This is a genomic window from Nonomuraea terrae, assembly GCF_004348995.1.
Classification (GTDB): Bacteria; Actinomycetota; Actinomycetes; order Streptosporangiales; family Streptosporangiaceae; genus Nonomuraea; species Nonomuraea terrae.
Window position 1 is genome coordinate 37,500 of the sequence record NZ_SMKQ01000019.1, and the last position, 25,423, is coordinate 62,922.

Sequence of the window (25,423 nt, forward strand, 5' to 3'; positions counted from 1 at the left end):
GCGGTCGTCTTTCGAAGAGCGTTCGGGTTAATAAGAGACCAAGAGCGTGTTCGCGTGCGACAATCGGGTCACATGCGTGAGGTCTGGCCGGGCGAGCCCTATCCACTCGGCGCCACCTGGGATGGCGTGGGCACCAGTTTCGCGGTGTTCTCAGAGGTCGCCGAGCGGGTCGAGCTGTGCCTTTTCGACGATGACGGCTCCGAGGAGCGCATCGAGCTGCCCGAGGTCGACGGGTTCGTCTGGCATGGCTACCTGCCGGGCATCCAGCCGGGGCAGCGTTACGGCTACCGCATGCACGGGCCGTACGAGCCGTCCCAGGGTCACCGGTGCAACCCGGCCAAGCTGCTGCTCGACCCGTACGCCAAGGCGATCGACGGGGATCTGACCTGGAACCAGGCGCTGTTCCCCTACTACTTCACCGATCCGAGCCGGCGCAACACCGAGGACAGCGCGCCCTACATGCCGAAGAACGTGGTGGTCAACCCGTTCTTCGAGTGGGGCAACGACCGGCCGCCGCGCACCCCGTACCACCAGACCGTCATCTACGAGGCCCACGTGCGCGGGCTCACGATGCGCCACCCCGACGTGCCGCCCGACCTGCGGGGCACGTACGCGGGAGTGGGGCATCCGGCGATCATCGAGCACCTGCTGTCGCTGGGCGTGACGGCGGTCGAGCTCATGCCGGTGCACCACTACATCCCCGAACACTTCCTGGTGGCCCGCGGGCTGACCAACTACTGGGGCTACAACACCATGGCCTACCTCGCCCCCCACGGGGGCTACTCCAGCGCGGGCACGCGCGGCCAGCAGGTGCTGGAGTTCAAGGCCATGGTGCGGGCGCTGCACGAGGCCGGCATCGAGGTCATCCTCGACGTGGTCTACAACCACACGGCCGAGGGCGACCACATGGGGCCGACGCTGGGGTTCAGGGGCATCGACAACAGCGCCTACTACCGCCTGCACGACGGCGACCGGCGCTACTACCTCGACTACACCGGCTGCGGCAACTCGCTCAACGTCCGCTCCCCGCACGCGCTGCAACTCATCATGGACTCCCTGCGCTACTGGGTGCTGGAGATGCACGTCGACGGCTTCCGCTTCGACCTGGCCTCGGCGCTGGCCAGGGAGCTGCACGACGTCGACCGGCTGAGCGCGTTCTTCGACCTGATCCAGCAGGATCCGGTGATCTCGCAGGTCAAACTGATCGCCGAGCCGTGGGACGTCGGGCCGGGCGGCTACCAGGTCGGGAACTTCCCGCCCCTGTGGACGGAGTGGAACGGCAAATATCGCGACATCGTGCGAGATTTCTGGAGAGGTACGCATTCGGCGCTGCCCGAGTTCGCCTCCCGCCTGACCGGCTCGGCCGACCTGTACGAGTCCTCCGGCCGCCGCCCGGTCGCCTCGATCAACTTCGTCACCTGCCACGACGGGTTCACGCTCAACGACCTGGTCTCGTACGACCACAAGCACAACGAGGCCAACGGCGAGGACAACCGCGACGGCACCAACGACAACCGCTCGTGGAACTGCGGCGCGGAGGGCCCCGTCGAGGACCCGCAGATCGTCACGCTCCGCCGCCGCCAGCGTCGCAACTTCCTGGCCACCCTGTTCCTGTCGCAGGGCGTGCCCATGCTCTCCCACGGTGACGAGCTGGGCCGCACCCAGCGTGGCAACAACAACGCCTACTGCCAGGACAACGAGCTGGCCTGGGTCGACTGGTCGCTGCTGTACACCGAATCGGATCTGCTGGAGTTCGTCAGGGCGCTGTCCAAGCTGCGCGGCGAGCACCCGGTCTTCCAGCGCCGCCGCTTCTTCCACGGCCGCAACCCCGACAGCGGCAAGCGCGACATCGTCTGGCTCACCCCTGGCGGGCGCGAGATGACGGCGAGCGACTGGCACATCAGCTACGCCAAGTCGCTGATGGTCTACTTCAACGGCGAGGCGATCACCGAGCCGGGGCCGCGCGGCGAGCGCATCGTCGACGACTCGTTCCTGCTGCTGATCAACGCCCATCACGAGAGCCTGGCGTTCACGCTGCCGGGCGAGGAGTTCGGCACGGGGTGGCTGCCGGTCCTCGACACCACCCGCGACACGGTGGAGGACGCCTTCGCCGACGAACAGTGGCGGGCGGGCGACGTCGTCGCCGTCACCGCCCGTTCCCTGCAACTCCTGCGCCAGCCCCGCAAGGCCGCCCGGCCCAGCCCGTCCTGAGCCCCGGCGGGCGCTACGCGGCGCGGTGCACGATCCGGCCGCGCTTGACGACGACCAGTGGGCGGGTGAGCGCCGCGATGTCCGCGGTGGCGTCACCGGCGACGACGAGGACGTCGGCGTCCTTGCCCGGCTCCAGCGAGCCCTTCCTGTCGGCGACGCGGAGCGCCTGCGCGCCGTGCAGGGTAGCGGAGCGCAGCGCGTCGACGGGGGCATAGCCGCCCATGTCGACGAGGTACGCGGCCTCTCGCGCCGTCGGGTGGTCCTCCCATGCGAGGTGGGGGGCGGTGCCGGAGTCGGAGCCGATCGCGACCTTCACGCCGTGCTCGCGGGCGATGGCGAGCGCGCGTTCGGTCTGCTTCACCAGCTGACGGGCCTTGCGCAGGAACGGCGCCGGCAGGTCGGGCGAGGCCGCGACGGTGGTGAACGCACCGACGGTGGGCACCAGGTACGCGCCCTGCTCGATCATCCGCTTGGCCAGCTCGGGCGTCAGCTGGTTGCCGTGCTCGACGGTGTCGACGCCCGCTTCGAGCGCCGTCCGGATGCCGTCCTCGCCCTCGGAGTGCGCGGCCACGGTGAGCCCGCGCTCGTGCGCGGTGTCGACGGCGGCGCGCAGCTCTGTGACGCTGAACTGGACGTCCTCGGGCGTCTGGCGCAGCGAGTAGACGCCGCCCGTCGCCATCACCTTGAGCAGGTCGGCGCCCGCCTTGATCTGGGTGCGCACCGCCGTGCGGATCTCGTCGACGCTGTCCACCTCGATCCCGAACGCGCAGCCGTGCCCGCCGGTGATGGTGAGGTGCGTGCCGCAGGCACGGATGTCCGGGCCGTCAAGAAGTCCCTGGGCGATGGCGTCCCGCAGCTCGATCGCGATGCCGTGGGGCGACGACACGTCCCGTACGGTCGTGACGCCGTGCCGCAGGAGCGTCTGCGCGTTCCGCACCGCCTGGAGGGTCGCGGCGGGGACCGTCTTCGCCATGGTCGACGCGACGGGGTCGGCGGACGCGTCGAACGGCAGATGCACATGGCAGTCGACCAGGCCGGGCAGGATGGTCGCGTCCGGGAGGTGCACGGCGCCGGCCGGCGGCGCGTCCGCGTACGTCCCGACCTCGGCGACCACGCCGTCCTCGATCGTGAGCACGGCGTTGTCCAATGGCGTCTCGCTCACCCCGTCGAACAGCCGGCTGGACGCGATCACGAGTCGGTTCATACTGGGTTCTCCTGCCTCTGCGGAAGGGTCTCTGGGAGCGGGATGCGGGAGGTCTCGGGGAGCTTGGCGACGGCGATCAGGCACACGAGGCCGAAGATCACCATGTAGAAGGCCGGTGCGATCGGTGTCCCCGCCTGGGTGATGAGGAACTGGGCGACGAAGGGGGCGGTGCCGCCGAACAGCGCGTACGCCACGTTGTAGCCGAGCGCGGAGCCCGAGTAGCGCACACTGGTCGGGAAGAGCTCGCACATGGCGGGGCCGAGCACCGCGGAGATGCCGGACAGCGGCACGACCATGAGCAGCTGACCGGCGATTGCCGCCCCCAGGGACCCCTGGCCGGCGAGCAGGTATCCGGGCACGGCGAGCAGCACCATCCCGATCGTGCCGACCAGGATGACCGGGCGGCGTCCGATCCGGTCGCCCAGCCGACCGCTGAACGGGAGCAGCACTGCGAGGACGGCGACCGCCGAGCTGCTCGCGACGAGCGCCGTCGCCTGCGGCAGCCGCGCGTGCTCGGTGAGGAAGGTCGGCATGTAGCTGGTGACCGTGTAGGACCCGACGGCGTTGAGCGAGGAGATCGCGAGGCCAGCAGGACCGGGCGGCGGTGGTGGCGCAGCAGGGTGCGCATCGGCTCCCTCTCGACTGCGCCGGCGTCCTCGACGGCGCGGAACGCCGGGGTCTCGTCGATCCTCAGCCGCAGGTAGAGGCCGACCAGCGCGAGCGGCAGCGCGAAGAGGAAGGGCAGCCGCCACCCGATGCTCTCGTAGGTCGCGGGGTCCATGCTCGCGGAGACGGCGAACACCACGAGCCCGCACACGGCGAACGGGAACACACCGGTCGCCATGGACAGGGTGGCCCACAGCCCTCGGCGCCCCGGTGGCGCGTACTCGACCAAGTAGGTGGACGCGCCGCTGAACTCCCCGCCGCCGAAGAAGCCCTGGGCGAGCCGGAGCAGCAGCAACAGGATCGGCGCGGCGACGCCGATCGACGCGTACGACGGCAGCAGGCCCATGACGGCCGTGGCGACCCCCATGAGCAGCACGGGTCAGGGAGAGCACCGGCCGCCGGCCGATGCGGTCGCCCAGCCGGCCCAGCAGAATGCCGCCGAGCGGGCGCAGCAGGAACGTCACGCCGAAGATCGCCAACGTGCCGAGGAGCGCGACGGCACCGTCGCCCTCGGGGAAGAAGACCTTCGCGATGACCGCGGCGCTGTAGCCGTAGACGGCGAAGTCGTACCACTCGACGAAGTTCCCGATCGACGCCGCGATGAGCGCCTTCCTTGCCATGTGGGGCTCTGCGTGCTGTGGCGTCGTGGCCATGCGCATAGCCTCCTCTCCGAAAGCGGCTGGAGACCATAATTGGATGCACGATGGCATGCAGTCAATTGTCTATGCGTGATGACCTTGTTGATCCGGGCCTGTTGATCCCGGGCGGGAGGGAGAGGCAGTGGCGCGCAGATACTCGATGACCAAGCGGGCGCAGGCGATCGAGGGCACCAGGCAGCGGCTGATGACGGCCGCCATGGATCTGGTGATGGAGACCGGCGGCGCAAACGTGCCCATGACCGCGATCGCCGAACGCGCCGACGTCTCGGTGCGCACCGCGTACAACCACTTCGCGTCCGTGGACGCGCTGCTGACCGCGGCGATGGCCGCGATCAACGAGCAGTTCGCCTCGCTCGCGCCGGCCCCCGTGACGGACCACCGGTCGCCGGAGGGAGCGCTGCGGGAGTTCGTCCGGCGGTGGTTCCAGGAGATGGCCCGACAGGAGGACAGGCTGGCCGCCCTGGTGATGATCCGCGACGCGCCGGAGCTGGAGCGGGCGCTGACGACCGCCCGCGAGATCAGGCTCGAGCGCGTACGGTCGGTTCTCGCCATCGCGCAGGAGAGCGGCCGGTTGCGCGCGCCGCTGGACGAGGCCGCCGCGGTGGCGTTCGTGCAGACCAGCTACCAGAGCTGGGTGGCCCTGGTACGGCAGCTCGGCCTGTCCAGCGAGGAGGCGGCCGATCTGGTCAGCCGATCGGTCGCCGCGTTCGCCTTCCACCACCCGTCATGGCCGGCGCGCCGCTAGATGACGTGGGCCGCGCTGGCGGTGAGGAACACCAGCGTGAACGTCGCCACCCCGGCCAGGCCGTGCAGCGTCACCGCGAGCACCGGGAACCGGCGCGCGGCCGTCCCGTGCCGGCCCGTCCCGAGCCACCGCGTGGACATCGTGAAGCCCAGCAGCGCGGCCGCCGCCAGCCCGCCGAACGCCGCCCAGGCCAGCGCCCGGCTCCCCGTGGCGAGGCCGGCCGCCCAGCACACCAGCGCCGACACCGCCAGCGCCGGATGGGAGAAGACCAGCGCCGACGGGAAACGGGTGACCTTGGTCCGGCGCGGAGCGCCGTGCGGCAGCCAGAAGGAGAGCAGATAGACCCCCGCGAGCACGGCGATCGTCCCTGTGAGGGCGGTTACCAGGCCCATTGTGCCTCCCAGTCAGTCCCCATCCCTCTTGTCACGTTAAGCGGAGAATCGCCCGTACGTCCGGGGATAGGGAAAAGCGATATCTGCCGGCGGATGGGATGTCGGTGGCGTGTGCCAAGGTAGAGGAGTGCGGCGCATCTATCCCGACATACAGGACAACCCAGACATCGTGCAGGCGTACGCCTACCCTGACGACCGGCCGTGGCTGCGGCTCAACATGGTCGCCAGCGCCGACGGCGCGGCCTGGCTCGACGGGCGCTCGGGAGGGCTGTCGAGCAAGGGCGACAAGCGGATCTTCCAGACCCTGCGCGGGCTGGCCGACGTGGTGGTCGCCGGCGGTGCGACCGTGCGCAAGGAGGGCTACGGCCCGGTTCCGCCGCGTGCGTCCTGGGCCGAGCTCCGCCGGGGGCGGCCCGAGGTGCCGCCCATCGCGGTGATCTCCCGCAGCCTCGCGCTCGACCTCGACGGGCCGCTGTTCACCGACGCCCCGAGCCGGACGATCGTCATCACCTGCGAGCACGCGCCGATCGACCGGCGCAGGCTGGCGGCCGAGCGGTCCGACCTGATCGTGGCCGGTGACGAGTGCGTCGACATGAAGCTCGCCGTCGCCGGGCTCCACGAGCGCGGGCTGACCAGGGTGCTGTGCGAGGGCGGGCCCCGCCTCAACGCCCAGTTGTCGGCCTGCGACCTGGTCGACGAGCTGTGCCTGTCGATCAGCCCGTTGCTGGTCGGAGGCGACGCGGCGCGCATCCAGAACGGCGAGCACGCGACGGTGCCACTGAATCTCAGCCAGGTGCTGGAGGAGGAGGGGGTCCTCTTCTGCACGTACACGAGGGAGCGCAGCGATGACCGAGCCGATGACGCAGTCTGAGCACGCCGCCACACCGGACGACATGCCGCCCGCGGACGTGCCGGTCGTGGAGGAAGAACCGGAGCCGGTGCCCAACCTGCCGGTGCGGCCGCCGGTGCCGCCGATGCTGGCCAAGCCGGTCAAGGCCATGCCCAAGCAGGACGGCACGCTCTTCTACGAGCCCAAGTGGGACGGCTTCCGCTGCATCGTGTTCCGCGACGGCGACGAGGTCTATCTCGGCAGCCGCAAGGAGCGCCCGTTCACGCGCTACTTCCCCGAGCTGGTCGAGGCGGTCAGGGCCGAGCTGCCGGACAAATGCGTGGTCGACGGCGAGATCGTGCTGCCCATGGGGTCGCAGCTCGACTTCGACGCGCTGCAGCAGCGCATCCACCCGGCCAAGTCGCGGGTGACGATGTTGTCGGAGCGCACACCCGCGCAGTTCGTCGCCTTCGACCTGCTGGCGCTGGGCGACGAGTCACTGATGGAGCTGCCGTTCGCCGAGCGGCGGGCGCGGCTGGAGGGCCTGTTCCCGGAGAAGGGCGGCTCGATCCGGCTGACCCCGGTGACGACCAGCGACGCGCAGGCGGCCGAGTGGTTCGACGCGTTCGAGGGTGCGGGGCTCGACGGCATCATCGTCAAGCCGGGCGACCAGCCGTACGTCCCCGACAAGCGCACGATGTTCAAGGTCAAGCACGAGCGCACGGCCGACGTCGTGGTCTGCGGCTACCGCGAGCACAAGTCGGGCCCGGTCGTGGGCTCACTGCTGCTCGGCCTCTACGGCGACGACGGGCGGCTGCACCACGTGGGCGTGGCGGCGTCGTTCCCGATGAAGCGCCGGGCCGAGCTGGTCGAGGAGGTCAAGCCGTACCTCGCGGAGCTGAGCGAGCACCCCTGGGGCCACTGGGCCGAGCAGGCGGCGGCCACCGCCGGTCAGCCGGCCGCCGGGCCGGCGACGGGCGGGCAGCGGGTGCCGGGCGCGGTGTCGCGGTGGAACGCCAAGAAGGACCTGTCGTTCATCCCGCTGCGGCCGGAGCTGGTGATGGAGGTGGCCTACGACCAGATGGAGGGCGACCGGTTCCGGCACACGGCGCAGTTCCGGCGGTGGCGGCCCGACCGCACGCCCGAATCATGCACGTATGAGCAGTTGGAGCGTCCGGTGAGTTACAACCTTGACGACATCCTTGCCCGGTAGCTCACCATGGCGTTATATCTCGACATGTGACTACTGGTGATGAGCTCAGGGCTGCCGTGTCCGCCCGCCGCGACCTCGGGCCCGAATTCGAGGACGCCGTCGTGGAGTCGTTCCTCGACAAGATGGGCCAGGAGATCGACCGCCGGGTGGACGAACGCCTGGCCGCCGCGCCCAAGGCAGGGAAGGCGGCGGCCGGCGGTCCCAACCATGCTCAGCGGCTGGCCCTGGCGATCGTCTCGCTCTCGCTCGGCACGGTCTCCACGCTCGTGCTCACCATCCTCGGCGAAGGGCACATGTCGGCGCTGATCCCCATCTGGGTCGCCATCTTCGTGCTCAACGCGATCTTCAACGGGTCGAAGAGCCGCGATTAGGCGAGCCAGACGATCCCGGCGAAGCGTCCGCCGGGCTGTTCGCGGCGGTGGGAGTAGAGCTCCTGCGACTCGATCGTGCAGCGCGCGTCGTGGCGCACGTCGGCCAGCCCCGCCGCGCGCAGCTGCGCCTCGATGCCGGCTCTCAGGTCGAGCGCGGGCGTGCCCCACGACGTCGTCGACCACGTCTGCGGCACCTTCGAGGCCACCCGCCCGCGCAGGTCGGCGGGCACCTCGTAGCAGCGGCCGCACGCGCCCGGGCCGATCAGCGCGACCATGCGCTCCGGCAGCGCGTCCTTGGCCGCCATGGCCTCCACCAGCACCGTCGCGATGCCCGCCTCCGTGCCGGGGCGGCCGGAGTGGGCGGCGCCGACCATGCGCGCCACCGGGTCGGCCACGAGCACGGCGGGGCAGTCGGCGCCGAGCGAGGCGAGGGCCAGCTTCGGCTCGGTGGTGAATACCCCGTCGAGCGGGGGCGGATCGTCGCCGAACGGCTCGCTCACGTACGCGACCTCGGCGCTGTGGACCTGGCGCATGAACACCACGGCCCGCACACCCAGCTCGGCGGCCACGCCCGCGCGGTTGGCGCGCACGGCGGCCGGGTCGTCGCCGACCATGCCGCCGAGGTTGCGAGAGCCGTACGGAGGGACGCTGACCCCTCCGTGACGATCGGTGATGGCGACGTGGACGCCGGGGGCCAGCTGCATGCCCCCGATCCTAGGACACCTCAGCGGCCCTGCCAGGCGACCCTCTCCTTGGCCAGGAACGCGGGCACGGCCGCGTGGAAGTCGGCGCTGCCGAAGACCTCGGCCACGATGTCGTCGCCGTCCGGCAGGCCGGCCACCCGCAGCCGTCTGACGGCCTCCTTGGCCGCCCACATCGACAGCGGCGCGTGCGACAGCAGCCGCTCCTCCACCTCGGCCTGGCGAGCGGGCAGGTCGCCCGGCTCGCACAGCTCGGCGGCGAACCCGGCCGCGTGCGCCTCCTCCCCCGTGTAGAGGCGGGCCCGCAGCAGCATGTCGAGGGTCCGCGCGGGGCCGAGGTGGTGCACGAGCAGCGAGTACGTGTTCATCGACAGGCAGTTGCCGAGCGTCCGCGCGATCGGCGCCCCGAACCGGGCCTCCGGCACGGCCAGCCGCAGGTCGCACGCGGCGGCCAGGATCAGGCCGGCGCCCACGCAGTAGCCCTGGACGACGGCCAGGGTGGGCACCCTGACGCGTTCGAGCCGGTCGACGACGCGCTGGATGCGGCGTTCGTAGGCGACGCCGTCGGCGCCGTCGGTGAACGCGGCGAACTGGGAGATGTCGGTGCCCGACACGAACGCCCGCTCCCCGGCGCCCGACAGGGCGAGCAGCCGGATGCCGGGGTCGGCGTCGGCACGTTCGCAGGCGTCGTACAGGCCGTCCCACATGACCCAGGTCAGGGCGTTGTGGCGGGCGGGCCGGTTGAACACGACCCGCAGCACGGGTCCGTCGGCGGTCACGAGTAAATCGCTCACATGATCTCCTTTCCCTTCCATGCTGCCCGTTCTGGCCTAGCGTGGATCACATGCGACGACGAGGAGGGACCCGATGACGAGCCTTGCCGACCTGCACGCCCTGATGGAGCGCCTCGGCCACCCAGTGGCCAGGGCCGCGGCCGAGTCCGGCGACCGTTTCGCCGACGGGGCGCCGTACCGGTTCGAGATCCCCAGCGTCGAGGGGCCCGCCGTGCTGGAGGCCGTGGTGGCGGAGGCGGACCGGCTCGGCGTGCCGGTCGCCCGCACCTCGCAGGGCAGCGGCGTGATGATGCTGACCGACGACGAGATCCGGCGCATGGCGCGGATCGGGGCAGAGCGCGGCATCGAGGTCAACCTGTTCCTGGGGCCGCGCGCCGCCTGGGACACCGGCGGCCAGGCCAAGCTCACCCAGGCCGTGGGCGCGGCGGCGCGGGGCAACGCGATGGTCGCGGCGTGCGTGGCCGACGCGCTGCGGGCCTGCGCGCTCGGCATCCGCAGCCTGCTCGTCGGCGACCTCGGCGCGCTGGAGGTGCTGCGCACGCTGAAGGAGGACGGCACGCTGCCGGCCGGTCTCGTGCTGAAGACGTCGGTGCTGATGCCGCTGACGAACGGCCCGACGGCCGCGATCTACGAACGCCTCGGCGCGACCACGGTGAACGTGGGCACCGACCTGACGATCCCGCACCTGGCGGAGATCCGGGCCGCGACCGGGCTGCCGATCGACCTCTACCTGGAGGTGCCCGACGACCAGGGCGGGTTCGTCCGCTTCTACGAGGCGGCGGAGATCGTCCGGGCCGCCGCTCCCGTCTACCTGAAGATGGGCCTGCGCAACGCGCCCAACATCTATCCCTCCGGCGGTCACCTCGGCGCGGTGCCGCAGGAGCTCGGACGCGAGCGGGTGCGCCGGGCCGCGCTGGCGCAGCGCCTGATCGAGCAGCTCGACCCAGGGCTGGGGAAGCCGTCCCCGGCGTCGGACGCGGGGGTTCCCGAGATCTAGACGTCCCGGCTTCTCCGGACGTGCGGGTCTCCAGGCGTGCAGGTCTCTAGGCGTGCAGGCGGTGGACCGTGAGCGGGCCGCCGCCCCAGCGCCCGATCGCCTCCTCGTCGGCGAAGGCGAGCACGCGCATCATGTTGCCGCCGTCGCTGCGGTCGACGTTGCGGCGCAGCCGCTTGCTCAGGTCGGGGTGCAGCGCGGTGGTGCCGGCCTCGATCGTGTCCCCGTAGTGGGGGGCGAAGGCGACGCCCGCGAATCCGGTACGGGCCAGCAGCGTGGGCACGGTCTTCGAGGAGTAGAACATCAGGTGGTTCTTGGTGAAGCCGCTCCACTTCGGCCCGTACGCCTTCAGCAGCAGCGACTGTGCGTTCACGGTGAGGATGAGCAGCACGCCGCCGGGCGCGAGCAGGCTCCTGAACTTCCTGAAGTCCTCCAGCGGCCTGGGCAGGTGCGCGAGCACCGACCAGAGCGTGATCACGTCGAAGCCGCCGGCGGCGATCTCGGGCACGTCCTCGGGCGCGCCGAAGTAGGTGCGCGCCCGGCTGAGCCGCTGGTTGGCCTGCTCGACCGACTCGGGCGACAGATCCACGCCGTACGCGTCGAAGCCGCGCCGCTCGGCCAGCTCCAGGAAGAGCCCGACGCCGGAGCCGAAGTCGAGCAGCCGGCGTTCCTTGCCCTCGTCGAAGACCGGAGAGAACGCCTTCATCGTCAGGTCGTAGCGGCGCTGCCGGTTGGCGGCGTACTTGCCGCTCAGGAAGTTGCTGTAGCCGGAGGCGTACAGGTCGCCGAGGCGTTCCGGCCGCACGTTCGGGTTGCGGTAGAGAAAGCCGCAGGAGGGGCAGCGGACGACGTGGTAGCGCCAGCCCTTGCCCGTGCCGCCGGTCGGCTCGAAGAGCGGCTGCTGCCGGGACTCCCCGCACATCATGCAACTGAGGAACTCCTCGATCTCGCCGAGCGCCCGCAGCCTCCTGTACTCCTCCAGCGTCATCACCGGCGCCCGCCGGATCAGCCGCTGCCACTGCGCCTCACGGATGAGCCGCTCCCCTGGCCGGACGTACACCCGCTGTCCCCACGGGACACGGTCGTAACGGGAGCCGTACGCCAGTCTGCCGAGCCATCTGTATGCCATCGCCACCACCCTGCGACCGGTTGTGCCCCTGCGTTATTGCGACTATGCGTCACTGTTCGGGCACTTTACGTGATGTTTGCGGTACGCGCCATCTGTCCGACTGTAGGCGAGAAATCTGAGCAAGCATATGCTTGGTTTCGGTCGCCGGCTCCGACCGTGAACGCCTGGCCGAAAGGCTGTTCTTGTCGGCGATTCCGTCGGATAGATTTACCGGTCATGAGCGAGTGGATCACGGACCGTCCCGAGCTGTCCGAGGAGGCCGCCCACTCCCGCGCCTCCGTGCTGCGCAGCCGCGCAGAGTCGTACATCGCGCTGGGCCGGCACGACGCGGCGATCGCGGACCTGACCGAGTCGATCGCGCTGGTGCCGGACAACGCCCGCGCCTGGCGGCTGCGCGGCGAGAGCCACCGCGTCACCGGGCGGCACGACGCCGCGCTCGAGGACTTCGACGAGGCCCTGAAGCTGGAGCCGGACAGCGCGTACGCCCTGGGCTCGCGCGGGCAGACGTACGCGGCCATGGGCCGGCTGGAGGAGGCCATGGACGACTTCGAGCACGCACTCACCCTCTCCCCCGACTCGCTGTGGATCCTGGAGGCCAAGGCCGACGCGCTGGCCGACCTCGACCGGCTGGACGAGGCCCTGGAGACGCACACCAAGATCATCGCGCTGGACGAGAGCCTGGCGTACTCGTGGGTGGCGCGCGGCGACCTCTACCAGCGGATGCAGCTCTATCCCGAGGCCGTCGACGACTACGCCAGAGCCCTGGAGGCCGAGCCGGACCACGTGCGGGCGCTGAGCAGGCGGGGCGAGGCGCTGCGCATGCTCGACCGCTACGAGGAGGCACTGGCGGACCTGAACCGGGCCCTGGAGCTCGACCCGGGCAACGACCGCGCGCTCGGCAGCCGGGGCGCGGTGCTGAGCGAGCTGGGCGACAACGAGGCCGCGCTGGCCGACCTCGACAAGGCGACCGAGCTCGACCCGGAGTACATCTGGGCCTACCGGGTGCGCGGCGAGATCCTGCAGGAGCTCGACCGGCACGAGGAGGCCGTCTCCGACTTCACCCGGGCTCTGCATCTGCAGTTCGGCGACTGATCCCGGCCAGCCACTCAAGGGCCGCCGGGGCCGCGCGCATGGCCGAGATGTGGCCGTCGCCGGGCAGGAGGCGGAGCTCGGCCGACGGGCAGCGGCCGGCCAGCCACCCGCCGTGCGCGCTGGGCACGACCCTGTCCTGGTCGCCGTGCATGATCAGCACCGGGGCCGTCACCTCGGCGGGGTCGCAGCCCCACGGGGCGACGTAGGCCAGGTCGTCGTCGATCTGCCCGCCGGGGCCGCCGGCCTGCGCGGCCGCCACGACCTCGCCGAACCAGGACCAGTCTCCCTCCAGCGCGGCGTGGTCTTCGGGGGTGAACATCTCCGGGTCGTACGCGGCCGCCGCCTGGTGACGCTCCAGCTCGGCCCGTCCCCGCAGGGCGGCGCGGAACCCGGCCGCGCCGGAGGCGTACATGCCCGTGAACCAGTCGAGGCCCTCGGCCCCGTACGGCGCCGGCGCGGACACGCTGACGGCGGCCGTCACCCGCTCACGCAGCAGGGCGGCACAGGCCAGGGCATGCGCACCCCCACCGGAGTGCCCCATGACGGCGAAACGCCCGATCCCCAGCGCGTCGGCGACCCGCTCACCCAGAACCGCCGCGGATCCAACCCTCCGCCCCGGCCACCGCGTGGACGCGCCGTAACCAGGCCGGTCATAGGCCACCCACCGCAGGCCGAGCTGCAAGGCCATGTCCGCCAACGGCTCCGGCGGCGCCCCGACGTTGGGCGTCCCATGGTGCCAGAGCACCGCCGGCAGCCCGTCATCACCCGGAGCGGCATCGTAGGCATGCACGCTGCGCCCATCCCCAAGCGCCAACTCGAACTCTCGCACCCGGACCTCCGCCTCCCACTCGCCGTCCCTGGCGACCCTAGAGAACGCCCCCGACAGAACCGCGCCACAAACCCCTGTCCGCGAGTCTCCCCGCCCAATCCGCCGACCCCCAGAAGGCTCCCGTCCGAGCGGAAGCATCGAGCACGAGCGAGCCCTTTCCGCCGGCAGGCGAGCGACGGCCCGCTCGCCACAAGCGCGATCGCGGAACGACGCCGGCAGCCGTCCCGCCACGTGTCTTTCCGGCCCTGCCGGCGGGTTTGGCCGTAGCGCATCGTGGCAGGGGAGATATCACGACAAAGGGGGACAAAAGGAATGAGCAATCCACAACAGCCAGAGCTTCGCAGGTCCGGCAAGGCCAGCACCGACTCCAAATCCGCGGACGCCGCCCGCGAGACCAAGGGAGCCGCCACGCGCGCCGCCGCCCACCCGCACGGCACGGACAAGGGCGGCAAGGGCGGAGGCAAGGGTGGAGGCGTGCCGCCGGCCCAGCGACCGAACCATCCGGGGTGAAGAGCGTGAAGGGAAGCCTGCAGTTCATCGGGAACGCGACGACGCTGATCCGCTATTGCGGCATCACACTGCTGACGGATCCGAACTTCCTGCACCAGGGGCAACGCGCGTACCTGGGCTACGGCCTGACCTCACGCCGCCTGCACGACCCCGCGGTGGAGATCGAGGACCTGCCGGTCATCGACGCGGTGGTCCTCTCGCACCTGCACGGTGACCACTGGGACCGCGTGGCGCGCAAGGGCCTCGACAAGGACACGCCGGTCATCACCACCACCTCGGCGGCGGGCAAGCTGCGCAGGCGCGGCTTCCGGCGCAGCGTCGGGCTGGAGAACTGGCAGCAGCACGAGCTGCGCGGCCCTGGCGGCACGGTGACGATCACCGCCCTGCCCGCCAAGCACGCGCCCGGCCCGATCGCGGGGCTGTTGCCGCCGGTGATCGGCACGATGCTGGAGTTCTGCGGTCAGGAGGGGCTGGTGGAGCTGCGCATGCTGATCAGCGGCGACACGCTGCTCGACCGCCGCCTGGACTCGATCCCGCGCCGCTTCCCCGACATCGACCTGGCGCTCGTGCACCTGGGCGGCACCAAGCTGCTCGGCTCGCTGCTCGTCACCATGGACGGCCGGCAGGGCGCCGGATGGGTGGACCTGATGAACCCGCACGCGGTCGTGCCGATCCACTACGACGACTACACGGTCTTCAGCTCACCGTTGGACGACTTCCGCCAGCACATCGAGCAGGCCGGCCTGGCCGACCGGGTCGTCTGTCTGGAACGGGGCGAGACCCGCGAACTCGCGCCGCACCGTCTCGTCAGACACTGACCCGCACCGCCTCGTCAGACACTGACCGACGTCAGGTGTCGGACCGGGCCTTGCTCGGCTGCACCCGCTTCGGCTCGCCCGGCATCTTCGGATAGTTGGGCGGGTACGGCATGTCGCCGCGCTCGTCCTCGGCGTACATCCGCAGGAGCGGCTCGATGGAGTGGGCGTGGTCGTCGATGGCCACGTGCACGTCGCCGACCTCGGCGAACCGGGCGGGCATGGTGCGGATGTCGAAGTCGCGCGGGTCGGCGTCGGCCAGCTCGTCCCAGGTGAGCGGGGCCGAGACGGGGGCGTGCGGCCGGGCCCTGACGGAGTAGGCGCTGGCCACCGTGCGGTCTCGGGCGTTCTGGTTGAAGTCGATGAAGACGCGGTCGCCGCGCTCCTCCTTCCACCAGGCCGTGGTCACCAGGGCGGGATCGCGCGCCTCGACGGCCCGGGCCAGGGCGATGCCGGCGTGGCGTACGTCGACGAAATCCCACCGCGGCTCGATGCGCACGGCGATGTGGACGCCGCGGTTGCCCGACGTCTTCACGTAGCCGGTCATGCCGAGCTCGGCGAGCACCTCCCTGGTCAGGAAGGCGGCCTTGCGGGCGGCGTCGAACTCCAGGCCCGGCTGCGGGTCGAGGTCGACGCGCAGCTCGTCGGGGTGCTCGACGTCGGCGGCGCGCACCTGCCAGGGGTGGAAGTCGATGGTGCCGAGGTTGGCGCAGTAGGCGATCGCGGCGATCTCGGTGACGCGCAGGGACTGCGCCGTGCGGCCGCTCGGGAACGTCACGGTCACCGACTGGAGCCAGTCGGGGTGCCGCGGCGGCATGCGCTTCTGGTAGATGGCCTCGGTCTGCACGCCGTCGGGATGGCGCTTGATGTTGGTCGGCCGGTCCCGCAGGGCGCGCAGTGCCCCCTCGCCGACGCTCACGTAGTATTCGACCAGCTCGCGCTTTGTCGCGCCGATCTCCGGGAAGTAGACCTTGTCGGGATTGGTGACCTTGACGGTCCGCTCCCCCACCTCGAGCTCGATGTACGGCGATGCCATGCCCTCGAACCTACTCCCCCGGTCCGACAACTCGGCCGGTTAGGCGGGGTGGGCTCGTCCCGGAGCCGCCGCGGTGGCGGGACCGAGGGCTCGACGGGACGAGCCACCAGACCGTCCGCCGCCGTTCCGGGCGCTGGCGCGCCACCCGGCCGGCCCCTCACGATCCCCGCGGCTCCAGCACGGGCGTGGGCTGCGCCGCTCGGCGGGATCTTGGCGGACGATCTCACCCCTTGCAGGAGGCGATGACACCCCCTTGCCTACAAAGACGCGAATTCGCCCCAGAACGGATGCTTCACCCTGCGGAGATCTCTTTTTGCCACCATCTCGTACTCTGGACGCATGGAGAACGTCGTCAAGAGCGAGGCGGAGTGGCGGGCCGAGCTGTCGCCCGAGGAGTACCACGTCCTCAGGGAGGCCGGGACCGAGCGCCCGTTCACGGGGGAATACGTCGACACCAAGACCGAGGGCATCTACTCGTGCCGTGCCTGCGGCGCGGAGCTGTTCCGGTCCGACACGAAGTTCGAGTCGCACTGCGGATGGCCGAGCTTCTTCGAGCCGTCCGAATCCGACGCGGTGCGGCTGATCGAGGACCGCAGCCTGGGCATGGTGCGCACCGAGGTGCGCTGCGCGCGCTGCGACTCCCACCTGGGGCACGTCTTCCACGGTGAGGGCTACCCGACGCCTACCGATGATCGCTACTGCATCAACTCGATCTCGCTGCGCCTGGAGCCCAAGGCCTGACGCGTGGCGAGCGTCCCGATCCCGGGTCAGCCGGGGTCGGGATGGGTGACACGGCAGGTGCGGTCGGCGGGTCCGAGGATGTTGGCGAGCACCGGGTTGCCGTTCCCACCGGCTTTGGCGTGCACGAACACCACCGGGTCTGCCACGCCGCGGCTGCGCAGGTAGTGCAGGCCGCGCTCACACAGCATGATCGCCGCGGTGGAATTGTCCGCATTATCCGGCAAATCCGTATAAATCCGTAAATACCCGCCGACCGTACGGACATCTCTGAGGCGTTTCAGCGCCTTGTCCCGCGAGCCCCAGGTCGTACGGAAGAACTCGGCCGCCTGCGGGTCGGTGTGCCGCGAGAACCCACCACCACCGCCGTCGGCGCCCGGCGAAGCGGACGCCCCGGCCACCATTCCCGGTGTGGCGGAGGGAGGAGACGCGGGCCTGCCGGCCTCGCGCGGCCGGGCCTGCGCCCGCGACCCGGGACGCTCGGACGGCCCCGGCGACCCGCCCCGGCCGCCGTGCGCGTCAGCGGGAACGCGCCCAGGCGGGCCGTCCGGTCCCGCGGCGGATCCGGAGGCGGCCGGCGACGCGCCGAGCGTGCGGTCGCCGTCGGACGTGCCGTTCACGACGAGCAGCACCACGGCCCCTCCGGCCAGCGCCCCCGCCGCCCAAAGGCCTCTGCCCGTACGGCGCCGCGCGCGCCGGGAACGCCCCGCCGCGTGGCGTCCTCGCTTCCGGGAGTCCGTCACCCCGCCCCCTCGTGGAACGTGCCAGTCGACCGGCGATTCCCTGATTGTGGCAAACGGGGTAGATCAATTCAGCGAGATTTCCGACTCGGCAGGCGGGGGGCGGCTGCGCGCCGCCCCGGGCGTCCGGCTAGGGCAGGGCGGCGACGATCTCCCGGACCGGCTTGCGGGCGCCGGTGTAGAACGGGATCTCGACGCGCGTGTGGCGGCGGGCCTGAGCGCCCCGCAGCGCACGCATGAGGTCGACGATGCGGTGCAGCTCGTCGGCCTCGAACGCCAGCATCCACTCGTAGTCGTTGAGCGAGAAGCACGCGACGGTGTTGGCCCGCACGTCGGGGTAGTCGCGCGCCATCCGGCCGTGCTCCGCGAGCATCGCCCGGCGCTCGGAGTCTTCGAGGAGATACCACTCGTAGGAACGCACGAACGGGTAGACGCTCACATAGGCGCGCGGCTCCTCCTCGGCGAGGAAGGCCGGGATGTGCGACTTGTTGAACTCGGCGGGCCGGTGCAGCGCCATCGCCGACCAGACGGGCCTGGTGTGGCGGCCCAGCTCGGTGCGCCGGAACCGCGAGTAGACGTCCTGGAGGTCCTCCGGCGTCGGCGCGTGCCACCAGAACATGAGGTCGGCGTCGGCCCGGAGCCCCGCCACGTCGTAGACCCCCCTGGTCACGACATCTTTCCCGGCGGCCTGGTCGAGCAGCTCCTGCACCTCGTCGGCCAGGTCGTCGCGGTTGGCCGGGCAGGGCCCGGTCGACTGGAAGACCGACCACATCGTGTAACGGATCACCTGGTTGAGATCGCGGGCCTTCGGCCGCGGAGCGCCCTCTGTCATGGTGACTATTCTCCTCGCAGGTCGAGGTGGTCCAGAATCCGGGCCGCGGCCGTACGGGCCGTGCCGACGCACGCCGGAATGCCGATGCCGTCGTAGGCCGCCCCGCACACCGCCAGGCCCGGCTGCACCGCCACCGCGGCGCGCACCCTGGCCACCCGGTCGAGGTGGCCGACGTTGTACTGCGGCAGCGCGCCGCCCCAGCGGGTGACCCGGGAGTCGAGCGGCAGGCCGCGCGCGCCCATCACGTCGGCCATCTCGGCCGTGGCCAGCGACACCAGCTCGGTGTCGTCGCGCTGGAGCAGGTGCTCCTCGCCCAGCCGGCCGATCGAGCAGCGCAGGATCACCAGGTCGTTGGCCAGATGGGGCCACTTCACCGAGCTGAACGTGACCGCCTTGACCGGCCGCCGCTCCACCGGCGGCACGAGGTAGCCGCTGGAGGCCGGCGGCTCGGGGAAGGCGTCGACGGGGTAGGCCAGGGTGACGACCGCCATGCTCGCGTACTGGATCCTGGCCAGCTCGGCGGCGGCTCTGGGCACGTCGGCCTTGAGCAGCCGGCTGGAGGCGGGGCCGGGCGTGGCGACGATGACGGCGTCGGCCTCGATCGTCTCCGGCCTGGGCACGGGCCCGGCGACCAGCCGCCATCCTGAGTCGGTGCGGCGCAGCTCGCGTACGGTGACGCCGGTGCGGACGTCGGCGCCGGACGCCTTGGCGACCGCCTCGGGCAGGCCGCCGACGCCGTTCCTGAGCGTGGTGAAGACGGGGCCGGCGTCTTTCGGGGTCTCCTCGGCGAGCCGGCGGGCCGCGCTGAGCAGCGAACGCTCGGAACGCGCCACCGCCGCCACGCGCGGCATCGTGGCCTCCAGCGACAGCAGCTCGGCGCGGCCGGCGTAGACGCCGCCGAGCAGCGGCTCGACCAGCCGGTCGACGACCTCGCCGCCCATGCGCGCCCGGATGTAGGCGGCCACGGACACGTCGGTGCGGACCAGGGTGGCCGGCAGGATCTGGTCGAGCGGCACGCGCAGCAGCCCGCCGGGCGAGATGATGCCCGACTTCGCCAGCTCGGCGAGGTCGGACGGCACGCCCATGACCTGGCCCTTCGGCAGGTGGTGCAGGGCGCCCCGGCTGTAGACGGCCGAGCGCGTGGTGCCGGGGAAGACCAGGTCGTCGCCGAGCCCCACGGCCCTGGCCAGGTCTCTGCCCTCGGGGCGGCGGGCCAGCATGGCCTCGGCGCCCGCGTCCACGCTCACCCCGGCGACCTCCGAGGCGTACAGCTTGCCGCCGATCCGCGGTGACCCTTCGAGCACGGTCACCTTGACCCGCTCGCCCGCGCCCTGACGGAGATACCACGCGGCGGCGAGACCGGAGATCCCTCCGCCGACCACGACCACGTGGGCTCGATTCCGTTCCACGTCTCCTGACGCTACCGTCTCAGAGGGGCGCCCGGCCGCGCGGGGCGCGTGACCGTACCGTGATCGCCTCCGTCAAACCACCCCGAACCGGCAGCCGTCGTAAGGGCATGACGAGAATCCGGTACGGCATCGCGATCCCCTGCCTGGCGCTGTTCCTGGCCGGTTGCGGCGGCGGCGGCGCGACCATGCAGAGCCTCGCGGGCGAGGCGGCGCCCGCCCAGGCCGACGCCCCCGCCACCGGCCGCGCCGAGGAGAGCGACCGCACGCCGCGGCGGCAGGAGTCCGGTACGGACGGCAGCGTCTCCGACGTGACGGTCACCCGGCAGGAGCGCCAGGTGATCTACACCGGCAGCATGACCGTGCGCGCCCGGCAGGTCGCCACGGCCGCGCAGCAGGCCAAGCAGATCGTCACCGAGGCGGGCGGATACCTCGGCAAGGAGGAGAGCGACTCCTCCGGCGGCACCGAGGACACGGCGCTGCTGGAGTTCAAGATCCCACCGGCGAAGTACCCGGAGGTGCTCGGCCGTCTGGGCAAGGAGCTCGGCAGGCAGCTGTCGCTGCAGCAGGCCACCCAGGACGTCACCCTGCAGGTGGCCGACGTCGAGAGCCGGCTGGCGTCGGCGCGGGAGTCGCTGGAGTCGCTGCGCGAGCTGCTGAAGCGGGCCGACACGATCGGGCAGGTGCTGGACGTCGAGCGGGAGATCTCCGCCCGGGAGGCCGACCTGGAGTCGCTGCAGGCTCAGCAGAAGGAGCTGGCCGCGCAGGTCTCGATGGCCACGCTGACGCTGCGGCTGGTGGGGCCGGTCGCCGTGGTGGAGGACCCGGCGGAGGAGCCGGCGGGCTTCCTCGGCGGGCTGAAGGCCGGCTGGCGGGCCCTGGTCGCGGTCACCAAGACGGCGCTCACCGTGCTCGGCGCTCTCGTGCCGTGGCTGGCCGTCCTGCTCCCGCCGGTCGCCCTGGTCGTCCATCTCGTACGCCGCGGCCGGCGCCACACGCCGCCGCCCTCCCCCGCGCCGGATCCGGAGACCACCTGACCGGCGGGGCTCAGAACTCGTGGACGAGGTCGGTCAGGCGCTTGAGCTGGTCGGGGTCGGTGGCGGGGAGCACGCCGTGGCCGAGGTTGAACACGTGGCCCTCGGCGGCCCGGCCGCGGCGCAGCACCTCACGGGCCTTGCGCTCCACGACCTCCCACGGCGCCAGCAGGATCGCGGGGTCGAGGTTGCCCTGCAGCGCCCTGCCCGGGCCGACGCGGCGGGCCGCCTCGTCGAGCGGGACCCGCCAGTCGACGCCCACCACGTCGGCCCCGGCCTCGCCCAGCACGCCGAGCAGCTCGCCGGTGCCGACGCCGAAGTGGATGCGGGGCACGCCGGCGACGCCCTCGAAGATGCGCCGGGTGTGGGGCAGGATGAACTCGCGGTAGTCGTCGGGCGCCACCGCCCCCACCCAGGAGTCGAAGAGCTGCACGGCCGAGGCGCCCGCCGCGATCTGGATGCGCAGGTGCTCCAGCACGATGTCGGTCAGCCGCTCCATCAGCGCGTGCCACAGCTCCGGCTCGCCGTACATCATGGCCTTGGTGCGGTCGTGGTTCTTCGACGGGCCGCCCTCGATGAGGTAGGAGCCGAGCGTGAACGGCGCGCCGGCGAAGCCGATCAGCGGCGTGCCGCCCAGCTCGCCGGTCAGCGCCTGGATCGCCTCGGTGACGTACGGCACGTCGCCGGGATCCAGGGGACGCAGCGCGTCGAGCCCCTTGGCGTCGCGGATGGGCTCGGCCACGACGGGGCCCACGCCCGGCTTGATGTCGAGGTCGATGCCGATGGCCTTGAGCGGCACGACGATGTCGCTGAAGAAGATGGCCGCGTCGACTCCGTAGCGGCGTACGGGCTGCATGGTGATCTCGACGATCAGGTCGGGCGTCGAGCACGCGGTGAGCATCGGCACGCCCTCGCGGACCTTCAGGTATTCCGGCAGCGACCGCCCGGCCTGGCGCATGTACCAGACAGGGGTGTACGGGACGGCCTGGCGGCGGCAGGCACGCAGGAAGACGGAGTCGGCGAGGTTCACCCCACAAGGGTGCCACGGGCGGGCACCGGTTCCACCCCCGGATCGCGCCCGTCCGGGGCCCGGTCGCCGGCGTCCGTCCAGGTGGGAGAGGCGGCGAATGCGGACGCGAGGATGCGAGGTGTCGGAAAAAGATGCATTGGACACCCCAAATCATGATCAGATAGCCAGATGAAGGTTTACCGGTCTGCTCGGTGTCGGCATCGCGCACGGGTCGAACACACCCCATGCCCGCGCAGAGAGCCGGTCTCGACTGGGCCAAAAGTTTCCCAAGCCACCGCGCGGCACCGATTCAGCGACCACTTTCGGGACACGCCGAGCGCGTTGCGGGGAATTGTCAGCGGCTCGTGCCAACGTCGGAGCCACGACCCGACGAAAGGCCCCGGTTCGATGACTCGTGCGATGACCGCGTTGTGGAGTTCTCCAGAGCGCCGCGGTGGGCACTGCCCGTCCTGCGCCGGTGAGCGGCCGTTCGAGCAACCTCCCTGCGCCGACGGGCACGAGCCGGGCGAGTGCCCCGAATGGGCCTGCGCCGACTGCGGCCACGCGATCATGCTCGGCACCGCCGAGTCCACCCTTCCTGTTCGCCAGCTGGTTACGGCTGCGGCTTGATCACCAAGGATGAGCACCCCCGTGGTCCCCTTCCGTCCCACCTCGACCTACGCTTCGGCTATGACACTCGGTGACCAGCCGCCGCCTCCCGCCGCGTTCACCCGTGCGGCCGAGAGCCTGCGGTCGTCCGAGGTCAGGCCGGAGATCGAGCTGGAAGACCTGCCCGCGCCGCAGCGGCTGGCCCCCTATTCGGCCGCCATCGGCGCCTCGGTCTACCGCGACGACGACGAGCTCGCGGTCGGCCGGCTGATCCTGCTCTACGACCCCGACGGCCAGCGCGGGTGGGAAGGCCCGTTCCGGCTGGTGGCCTACGTCAGGGCCGACATGGAGCCCGAGATCACCTCCGATCCCCTGCTGGGGCCGGTCGCCTGGAGCTGGCTGACCGATGCTCTCGACGCCCACCAAGCCGACTACTCCGCCGCTGGCGGTACGGTGACAAGAGCCGTGTCCGAGGGCTTCGGCAACAAGGCCGACGACCCGGTCACGACCGAGCTCGAGCTGCGGGCGTCGTGGTCACCCGCCCAGGAGGACCTGTCGGGGCATGTCGCCGCCTGGTGCGACCTCATGTGCCTGGCCGCGGGCATACCGCCGCTCCCGCCCGACGTGGCCGCCCTGCCACGCCGACGTGATGATCCGGAGAGTGACCGAACGAAGTGAGGGCACCAGTCAAGACAGCACCAGCGTCATGAGGCCGGTGAGCTCATGACAGAAGAACGCACAGTGGAGCCGCTGCTCGAGCCGCGCGAAGGCATCCCTCCGGTCGTCTCCGACGCCGACGCCCTGGCCGAGGTCGTGGAGCGGTTCGCCGCGGGCGACGGGCCCGTGGCGGTCGACGCCGAGCGCGCCTCCGGCTACCGCTACGGCAACCGCGCCTACCTCGTCCAGCTGCGCCGGGGCGGTGCCGGCACCGCGTTGGTCGACCCGATCGCCTGCCCGGACCTGTCGGCGCTCGACCGGGCGGTGGCCGACGCCGAGATCGTGCTGCACGCCGCCTCGCAGGACCTGCCGTGCCTGCTGGAGGTGGGGTTCAGGCCTCGCCGCATGTTCGACACCGAGCTGGCCGGCCGGCTGCTCGGCTACGAGCGCGTGGGGCTCGGCACGATGGTCGAGACCGTGCTCGGCCTGCGGCTGGAGAAGGGCCATTCGGCGGCCGACTGGTCCACCAGGCCGCTGCCGGAAGACTGGCTGCGCTACGCGGCGCTCGACGTGGAGGTGCTGGTCGAGCTCCGCGACGTGCTCCACCAGCAGTTGGAGGAGAGCGGGAAGCTGGAGTGGGCGCGCGAGGAGTTCGCCGCCGTGCTGAACACCCCGCCGCCGGCGCCGCGTTCCGACCCGTGGCGGCGCACGTCGGGCATCCACAAGGTGCGCAACGTACGCGCGCTGGCCATCGTGCGCGAGTTGTGGACGATGCGCGACCGGATCGCACGTGAGGCCGATCTCGCGCCCGGGCGGGTCCTGCCCGACGCTGCGATCGTCACGGCCGCGCTGGAAGGGCCTCGCACGAAAAAGGCATTGACCGAAATTTCGGCATTCACCGGGAGAAGTGCGCGCAGGCACATGAGCGAGTGGCTCGCCGCGGTGGCGCGGGCGCGAGCGCTGCCCGACAGCCAGCTGCCGCTGCCCAGCACGGCGGGCGACGGGCCGCCGCCGCCCAACCGCTGGGCCGACCGCGACCCGGCCGCCGCCAAGCGCCTGGCCGCCGCCCGGGCCGTGATCTCCGCGCTGGCCGAGCAGCACCACATGCCCACCGAGAACCTCCTGCAGCCCGACGCCGTGCGCCGGCTGACATGGGAGCCGCCCGCGGAGATCACCGACGAGAGCGTGGCCGCCAGGCTGCGCGAGCTCGGCGCCCGCGAGTGGCAGCGCACGCTCACCGCCCAGCCCATCGCCAAGGCCCTGGCCAGGCTGGAGACGCGCAGCGAGCTCTGACGCCGTCGTCCCTCCCGCTCTGACGTGGACGCCCGCAAGAGCGGGCTCCCCGCGTCCGCGCGTGACGGCCTGGAATGGCGGCACGGCGGTCACCCTTGGACGGTCGGACGGATGGTGATGTCGCCGATCTCGACGTCCAGGGGTTGTTCGACGGCGAAGGCGATGGCGCGGGCGACGGCTTCCGGCGCGATGCCGATCTGTCCCATGTTGTGGAGGATCTGCTCGCGGACTTGTGTGTTGTCGATCGAGTCGGCGAGTTCGGTGCGGACGAAGCCCGGCGACACGGCCGTCGTGCGCAGCACGCCGTCGGTCGACTCCTGCCGCAGGCCCTCCAGCAGCGTACGGACGGCGTTCTTGGTCGCGGCGTAGACCGCCATCGTGGGGGTGATCGTCAGGCCGGCCGTCGACACCGTGGTCACCAGGTGGCCGTGGCCCTGCCGGCGGAACACCGGCAGGGCGGCGGCGATGCCGTTGAGCACACCGCGGAGATTGACGTCGATCATGGCCGACCAGCCGTCGACGTCGAGGTCCGCCACGGGCCCGATCTTGGCGATGCCCGCGTTGCCCACCAGCACGTCGAGCCGGCCGAACTCCGCCACGGCCCCGCCGACGAGTCGTTCGAGGTCCTCCTGCCGCAGGACGTCCGTGACACAGCCGATGGCGCGTCCGCCGCGGTCGCGGATGTCCTGGACGAGCTCGTCGAGGCGTTGTGTCCGTCGGGCACCGAGGACGACGGCCGCGCCGTACTCGGCGAGCAGGCGCGCGGTGGCTTCGCCGATGCCGCTGCTCGCGCCGGTGATGGCGACGACCTTTCCGTCGATGGCTGTCATGGGGATCCCTTCGTTAAAGTGGACACGTGTCCGCATGATGGAGCAGCTTACCGGACACATGTCCGCTTTGATCGCCGAGCAACAG

26 protein-coding genes and 2 pseudogenes are annotated in these 25,423 nt (G+C 71.5%); 13 read left to right on the forward strand and 15 right to left on the reverse strand.

The features are described 5' to 3' along the window. Window positions 1–72: 72 nt before the first annotated feature. Window positions 73–2,211 carry a glycogen debranching protein GlgX gene (glgX, locus tag E1286_RS09935; protein ID WP_132610942.1) on the forward strand — a complete coding sequence of 713 codons (2,139 nt, stop codon included), beginning with the start codon at window positions 73–75 and terminating at the stop codon, window positions 2,209–2,211. 13 nt (window positions 2,212–2,224) lie between these two features. On the opposite strand, the gene E1286_RS09940 is transcribed toward glgX, so the two are convergent. From E1286_RS09940 to E1286_RS51990, 4 genes and pseudogenes are all read right to left on the reverse strand, one after another. Further along, window positions 2,225–3,415: a metal-dependent hydrolase family protein gene (locus E1286_RS09940; protein ID WP_132610944.1), complete on the reverse strand. Its 1,191-nt coding sequence runs from the start codon at window positions 3,413–3,415 to the stop codon at window positions 2,225–2,227. Then, a complete protein-coding gene (locus E1286_RS51220; RefSeq protein ID WP_425464747.1) occupies window positions 3,412–4,167 on the reverse strand; it encodes an MFS transporter in 756 nt (251 codons plus the stop codon). The genes E1286_RS09940 and E1286_RS51220 overlap by 4 nt, the downstream gene beginning before the upstream one ends. After that, window positions 4,068–4,448: pseudogene (locus E1286_RS51985) on the reverse strand (MFS transporter); the annotation flags it as partial. The pseudogene E1286_RS51985 and the gene E1286_RS51220, both read right to left, overlap by 100 nt. 73 nt (window positions 4,449–4,521) lie before the next feature. Continuing rightward, window positions 4,522–4,791 (reverse strand): annotated as a pseudogene (locus E1286_RS51990) (hypothetical protein); the annotation flags it as partial. Between the two features lie 70 nt (window positions 4,792–4,861). Between E1286_RS51990 and E1286_RS09950 the strand changes: the two are divergent. Further along, a complete protein-coding gene (locus E1286_RS09950; protein ID WP_132610948.1) occupies window positions 4,862–5,485 on the forward strand; it encodes a TetR/AcrR family transcriptional regulator in 624 nt (207 codons plus the stop codon). On the opposite strand, the gene E1286_RS09955 is transcribed toward E1286_RS09950, so the two are convergent. Then, window positions 5,482–5,877 (reverse strand): hypothetical protein, encoded by a 396-nt coding sequence (locus E1286_RS09955; RefSeq protein WP_132610950.1) that lies wholly within the window; start codon window positions 5,875–5,877, stop codon window positions 5,482–5,484. The two genes, E1286_RS09950 and E1286_RS09955, sit on opposite strands and share 4 nt — an antisense overlap. A gap of 127 nt (window positions 5,878–6,004) precedes the next feature. On the opposite strand from E1286_RS09955, the gene E1286_RS09960 reads away from it, so the two are divergent. The 3 genes from E1286_RS09960 to E1286_RS09970 are packed head-to-tail and all read left to right on the forward strand — an operon-like array spanning window position 6,005 to window position 8,290. Further along, window positions 6,005–6,748, forward strand: coding sequence for a pyrimidine reductase family protein (locus tag E1286_RS09960; protein ID WP_132610952.1), 744 nt, complete (start codon window positions 6,005–6,007; stop codon window positions 6,746–6,748). Beyond that, on the forward strand, window positions 6,723–7,919 hold the full coding sequence (locus tag E1286_RS09965) for an ATP-dependent DNA ligase (protein WP_246074662.1): 1,197 nt from the start codon (window positions 6,723–6,725) through the stop codon (window positions 7,917–7,919). Before E1286_RS09960 ends, E1286_RS09965 begins: the two co-directional genes overlap by 26 nt. A 26-nt stretch (window positions 7,920–7,945) precedes the next feature. Then, the gene (locus E1286_RS09970; RefSeq protein WP_132610954.1) at window positions 7,946–8,290 is read left to right on the forward strand and encodes a hypothetical protein; all 345 of its coding nucleotides are present in this window, start codon (window positions 7,946–7,948) and stop codon (window positions 8,288–8,290) included. Here E1286_RS09970 and pgeF read toward each other — a convergent pair. Together pgeF and E1286_RS09980 are read right to left on the reverse strand one after the other, a co-directional pair. Beyond that, window positions 8,287–8,994: a peptidoglycan editing factor PgeF gene (pgeF, locus tag E1286_RS09975; protein WP_132610956.1), complete on the reverse strand. Its 708-nt coding sequence runs from the start codon at window positions 8,992–8,994 to the stop codon at window positions 8,287–8,289. The genes E1286_RS09970 and pgeF overlap by 4 nt on opposite strands. A gap of 20 nt (window positions 8,995–9,014) precedes the next feature. Further along, window positions 9,015–9,785 carry an enoyl-CoA hydratase/isomerase family protein gene (locus tag E1286_RS09980; protein WP_132610958.1) on the reverse strand — a complete coding sequence of 257 codons (771 nt, stop codon included), beginning with the start codon at window positions 9,783–9,785 and terminating at the stop codon, window positions 9,015–9,017. A 73-nt stretch (window positions 9,786–9,858) separates the two neighbouring features. Here E1286_RS09980 and E1286_RS09985 point away from each other — a divergent pair, with 73 nt between their 5' ends. After that, entirely contained in the window at window positions 9,859–10,782 is a 924-nt protein-coding gene (locus tag E1286_RS09985) for a U32 family peptidase (protein ID WP_223189782.1), read from the forward strand. A gap of 46 nt (window positions 10,783–10,828) precedes the next feature. On the opposite strand, the gene E1286_RS09990 is transcribed toward E1286_RS09985, so the two are convergent. After that, complete coding sequence (locus tag E1286_RS09990) at window positions 10,829–11,908, reverse strand: class I SAM-dependent methyltransferase (protein WP_132610960.1); 1,080 nt, start codon at window positions 11,906–11,908, stop codon at window positions 10,829–10,831. 216 nt (window positions 11,909–12,124) lie between these two features. Here E1286_RS09990 and E1286_RS09995 point away from each other — a divergent pair, with 216 nt between their 5' ends. Further along, window positions 12,125–13,000, forward strand: a complete 876-nt coding sequence (locus E1286_RS09995) for a tetratricopeptide repeat protein (protein ID WP_165969672.1) — start codon at window positions 12,125–12,127, stop codon at window positions 12,998–13,000. Here E1286_RS09995 and E1286_RS10000 read toward each other — a convergent pair. Then, a complete protein-coding gene (locus E1286_RS10000) occupies window positions 12,966–13,790 on the reverse strand; it encodes an alpha/beta fold hydrolase (RefSeq protein ID WP_223189784.1) in 825 nt (274 codons plus the stop codon). The genes E1286_RS09995 and E1286_RS10000 overlap by 35 nt on opposite strands. Before the next feature lie 351 nt (window positions 13,791–14,141). Here E1286_RS10000 and E1286_RS10005 point away from each other — a divergent pair, with 351 nt between their 5' ends. Together E1286_RS10005 and E1286_RS10010 are read left to right on the forward strand one after the other, a co-directional pair. Beyond that, window positions 14,142–14,339, forward strand: coding sequence for a hypothetical protein (locus E1286_RS10005; protein WP_132610966.1), 198 nt, complete (start codon window positions 14,142–14,144; stop codon window positions 14,337–14,339). A 5-nt stretch (window positions 14,340–14,344) separates the two neighbouring features. Further along, entirely contained in the window at window positions 14,345–15,157 is an 813-nt protein-coding gene (locus E1286_RS10010) for an MBL fold metallo-hydrolase (protein WP_132610968.1), read from the forward strand. 31 nt (window positions 15,158–15,188) lie between these two features. Here the strand turns inward: E1286_RS10010 and ligD are convergent, their stop codons facing one another. Further along, the gene (gene ligD / locus E1286_RS10015) at window positions 15,189–16,190 is read right to left on the reverse strand and encodes a non-homologous end-joining DNA ligase (RefSeq protein WP_132610970.1); all 1,002 of its coding nucleotides are present in this window, start codon (window positions 16,188–16,190) and stop codon (window positions 15,189–15,191) included. Window positions 16,191–16,529: 339 nt separating this feature from the next. On the opposite strand from ligD, the gene msrB reads away from it, so the two are divergent. After that, complete coding sequence (msrB, locus tag E1286_RS10020; RefSeq protein ID WP_132610972.1) at window positions 16,530–16,931, forward strand: peptide-methionine (R)-S-oxide reductase MsrB; 402 nt, start codon at window positions 16,530–16,532, stop codon at window positions 16,929–16,931. A gap of 26 nt (window positions 16,932–16,957) precedes the next feature. On the opposite strand, the gene E1286_RS10025 is transcribed toward msrB, so the two are convergent. From E1286_RS10025 to hemG, 3 genes are all read right to left on the reverse strand, one after another. Further along, on the reverse strand, window positions 16,958–17,560 hold the full coding sequence (locus E1286_RS10025; protein WP_132610974.1) for a hypothetical protein: 603 nt from the start codon (window positions 17,558–17,560) through the stop codon (window positions 16,958–16,960). 238 nt (window positions 17,561–17,798) lie between these two features. Continuing rightward, on the reverse strand, window positions 17,799–18,500 hold the full coding sequence (gene hemQ, locus E1286_RS10030; protein ID WP_132610976.1) for a hydrogen peroxide-dependent heme synthase: 702 nt from the start codon (window positions 18,498–18,500) through the stop codon (window positions 17,799–17,801). A 5-nt stretch (window positions 18,501–18,505) separates the two neighbouring features. Next, on the reverse strand, window positions 18,506–19,909 hold the full coding sequence (gene hemG, locus E1286_RS10035; protein ID WP_165969673.1) for a protoporphyrinogen oxidase: 1,404 nt from the start codon (window positions 19,907–19,909) through the stop codon (window positions 18,506–18,508). A 107-nt stretch (window positions 19,910–20,016) separates the two neighbouring features. Here hemG and E1286_RS10040 point away from each other — a divergent pair, with 107 nt between their 5' ends. Further along, window positions 20,017–20,943: a DUF4349 domain-containing protein gene (locus E1286_RS10040; RefSeq protein ID WP_132610978.1), complete on the forward strand. Its 927-nt coding sequence runs from the start codon at window positions 20,017–20,019 to the stop codon at window positions 20,941–20,943. 10 nt (window positions 20,944–20,953) lie between these two features. Here the strand turns inward: E1286_RS10040 and hemE are convergent, their stop codons facing one another. Next, entirely contained in the window at window positions 20,954–21,946 is a 993-nt protein-coding gene (gene hemE, locus E1286_RS10045; protein ID WP_223189788.1) for a uroporphyrinogen decarboxylase, read from the reverse strand. Between the two features lie 693 nt (window positions 21,947–22,639). Between hemE and E1286_RS10055 the strand changes: the two genes are divergently transcribed. Together E1286_RS10055 and E1286_RS10060 are read left to right on the forward strand one after the other, a co-directional pair. Next, window positions 22,640–23,236 (forward strand): DUF3000 domain-containing protein, encoded by a 597-nt coding sequence (locus tag E1286_RS10055; protein WP_132610984.1) that lies wholly within the window; start codon window positions 22,640–22,642, stop codon window positions 23,234–23,236. Window positions 23,237–23,281: 45 nt separating this feature from the next. Then, window positions 23,282–24,508, forward strand: a complete 1,227-nt coding sequence (locus E1286_RS10060; protein WP_132610986.1) for an HRDC domain-containing protein — start codon at window positions 23,282–23,284, stop codon at window positions 24,506–24,508. An 89-nt stretch (window positions 24,509–24,597) separates the two neighbouring features. On the opposite strand, the gene E1286_RS10065 is transcribed toward E1286_RS10060, so the two are convergent. After that, complete coding sequence (locus E1286_RS10065) at window positions 24,598–25,338, reverse strand: SDR family oxidoreductase (protein WP_132610988.1); 741 nt, start codon at window positions 25,336–25,338, stop codon at window positions 24,598–24,600. Window positions 25,339–25,423 lie beyond the last annotated feature (85 nt).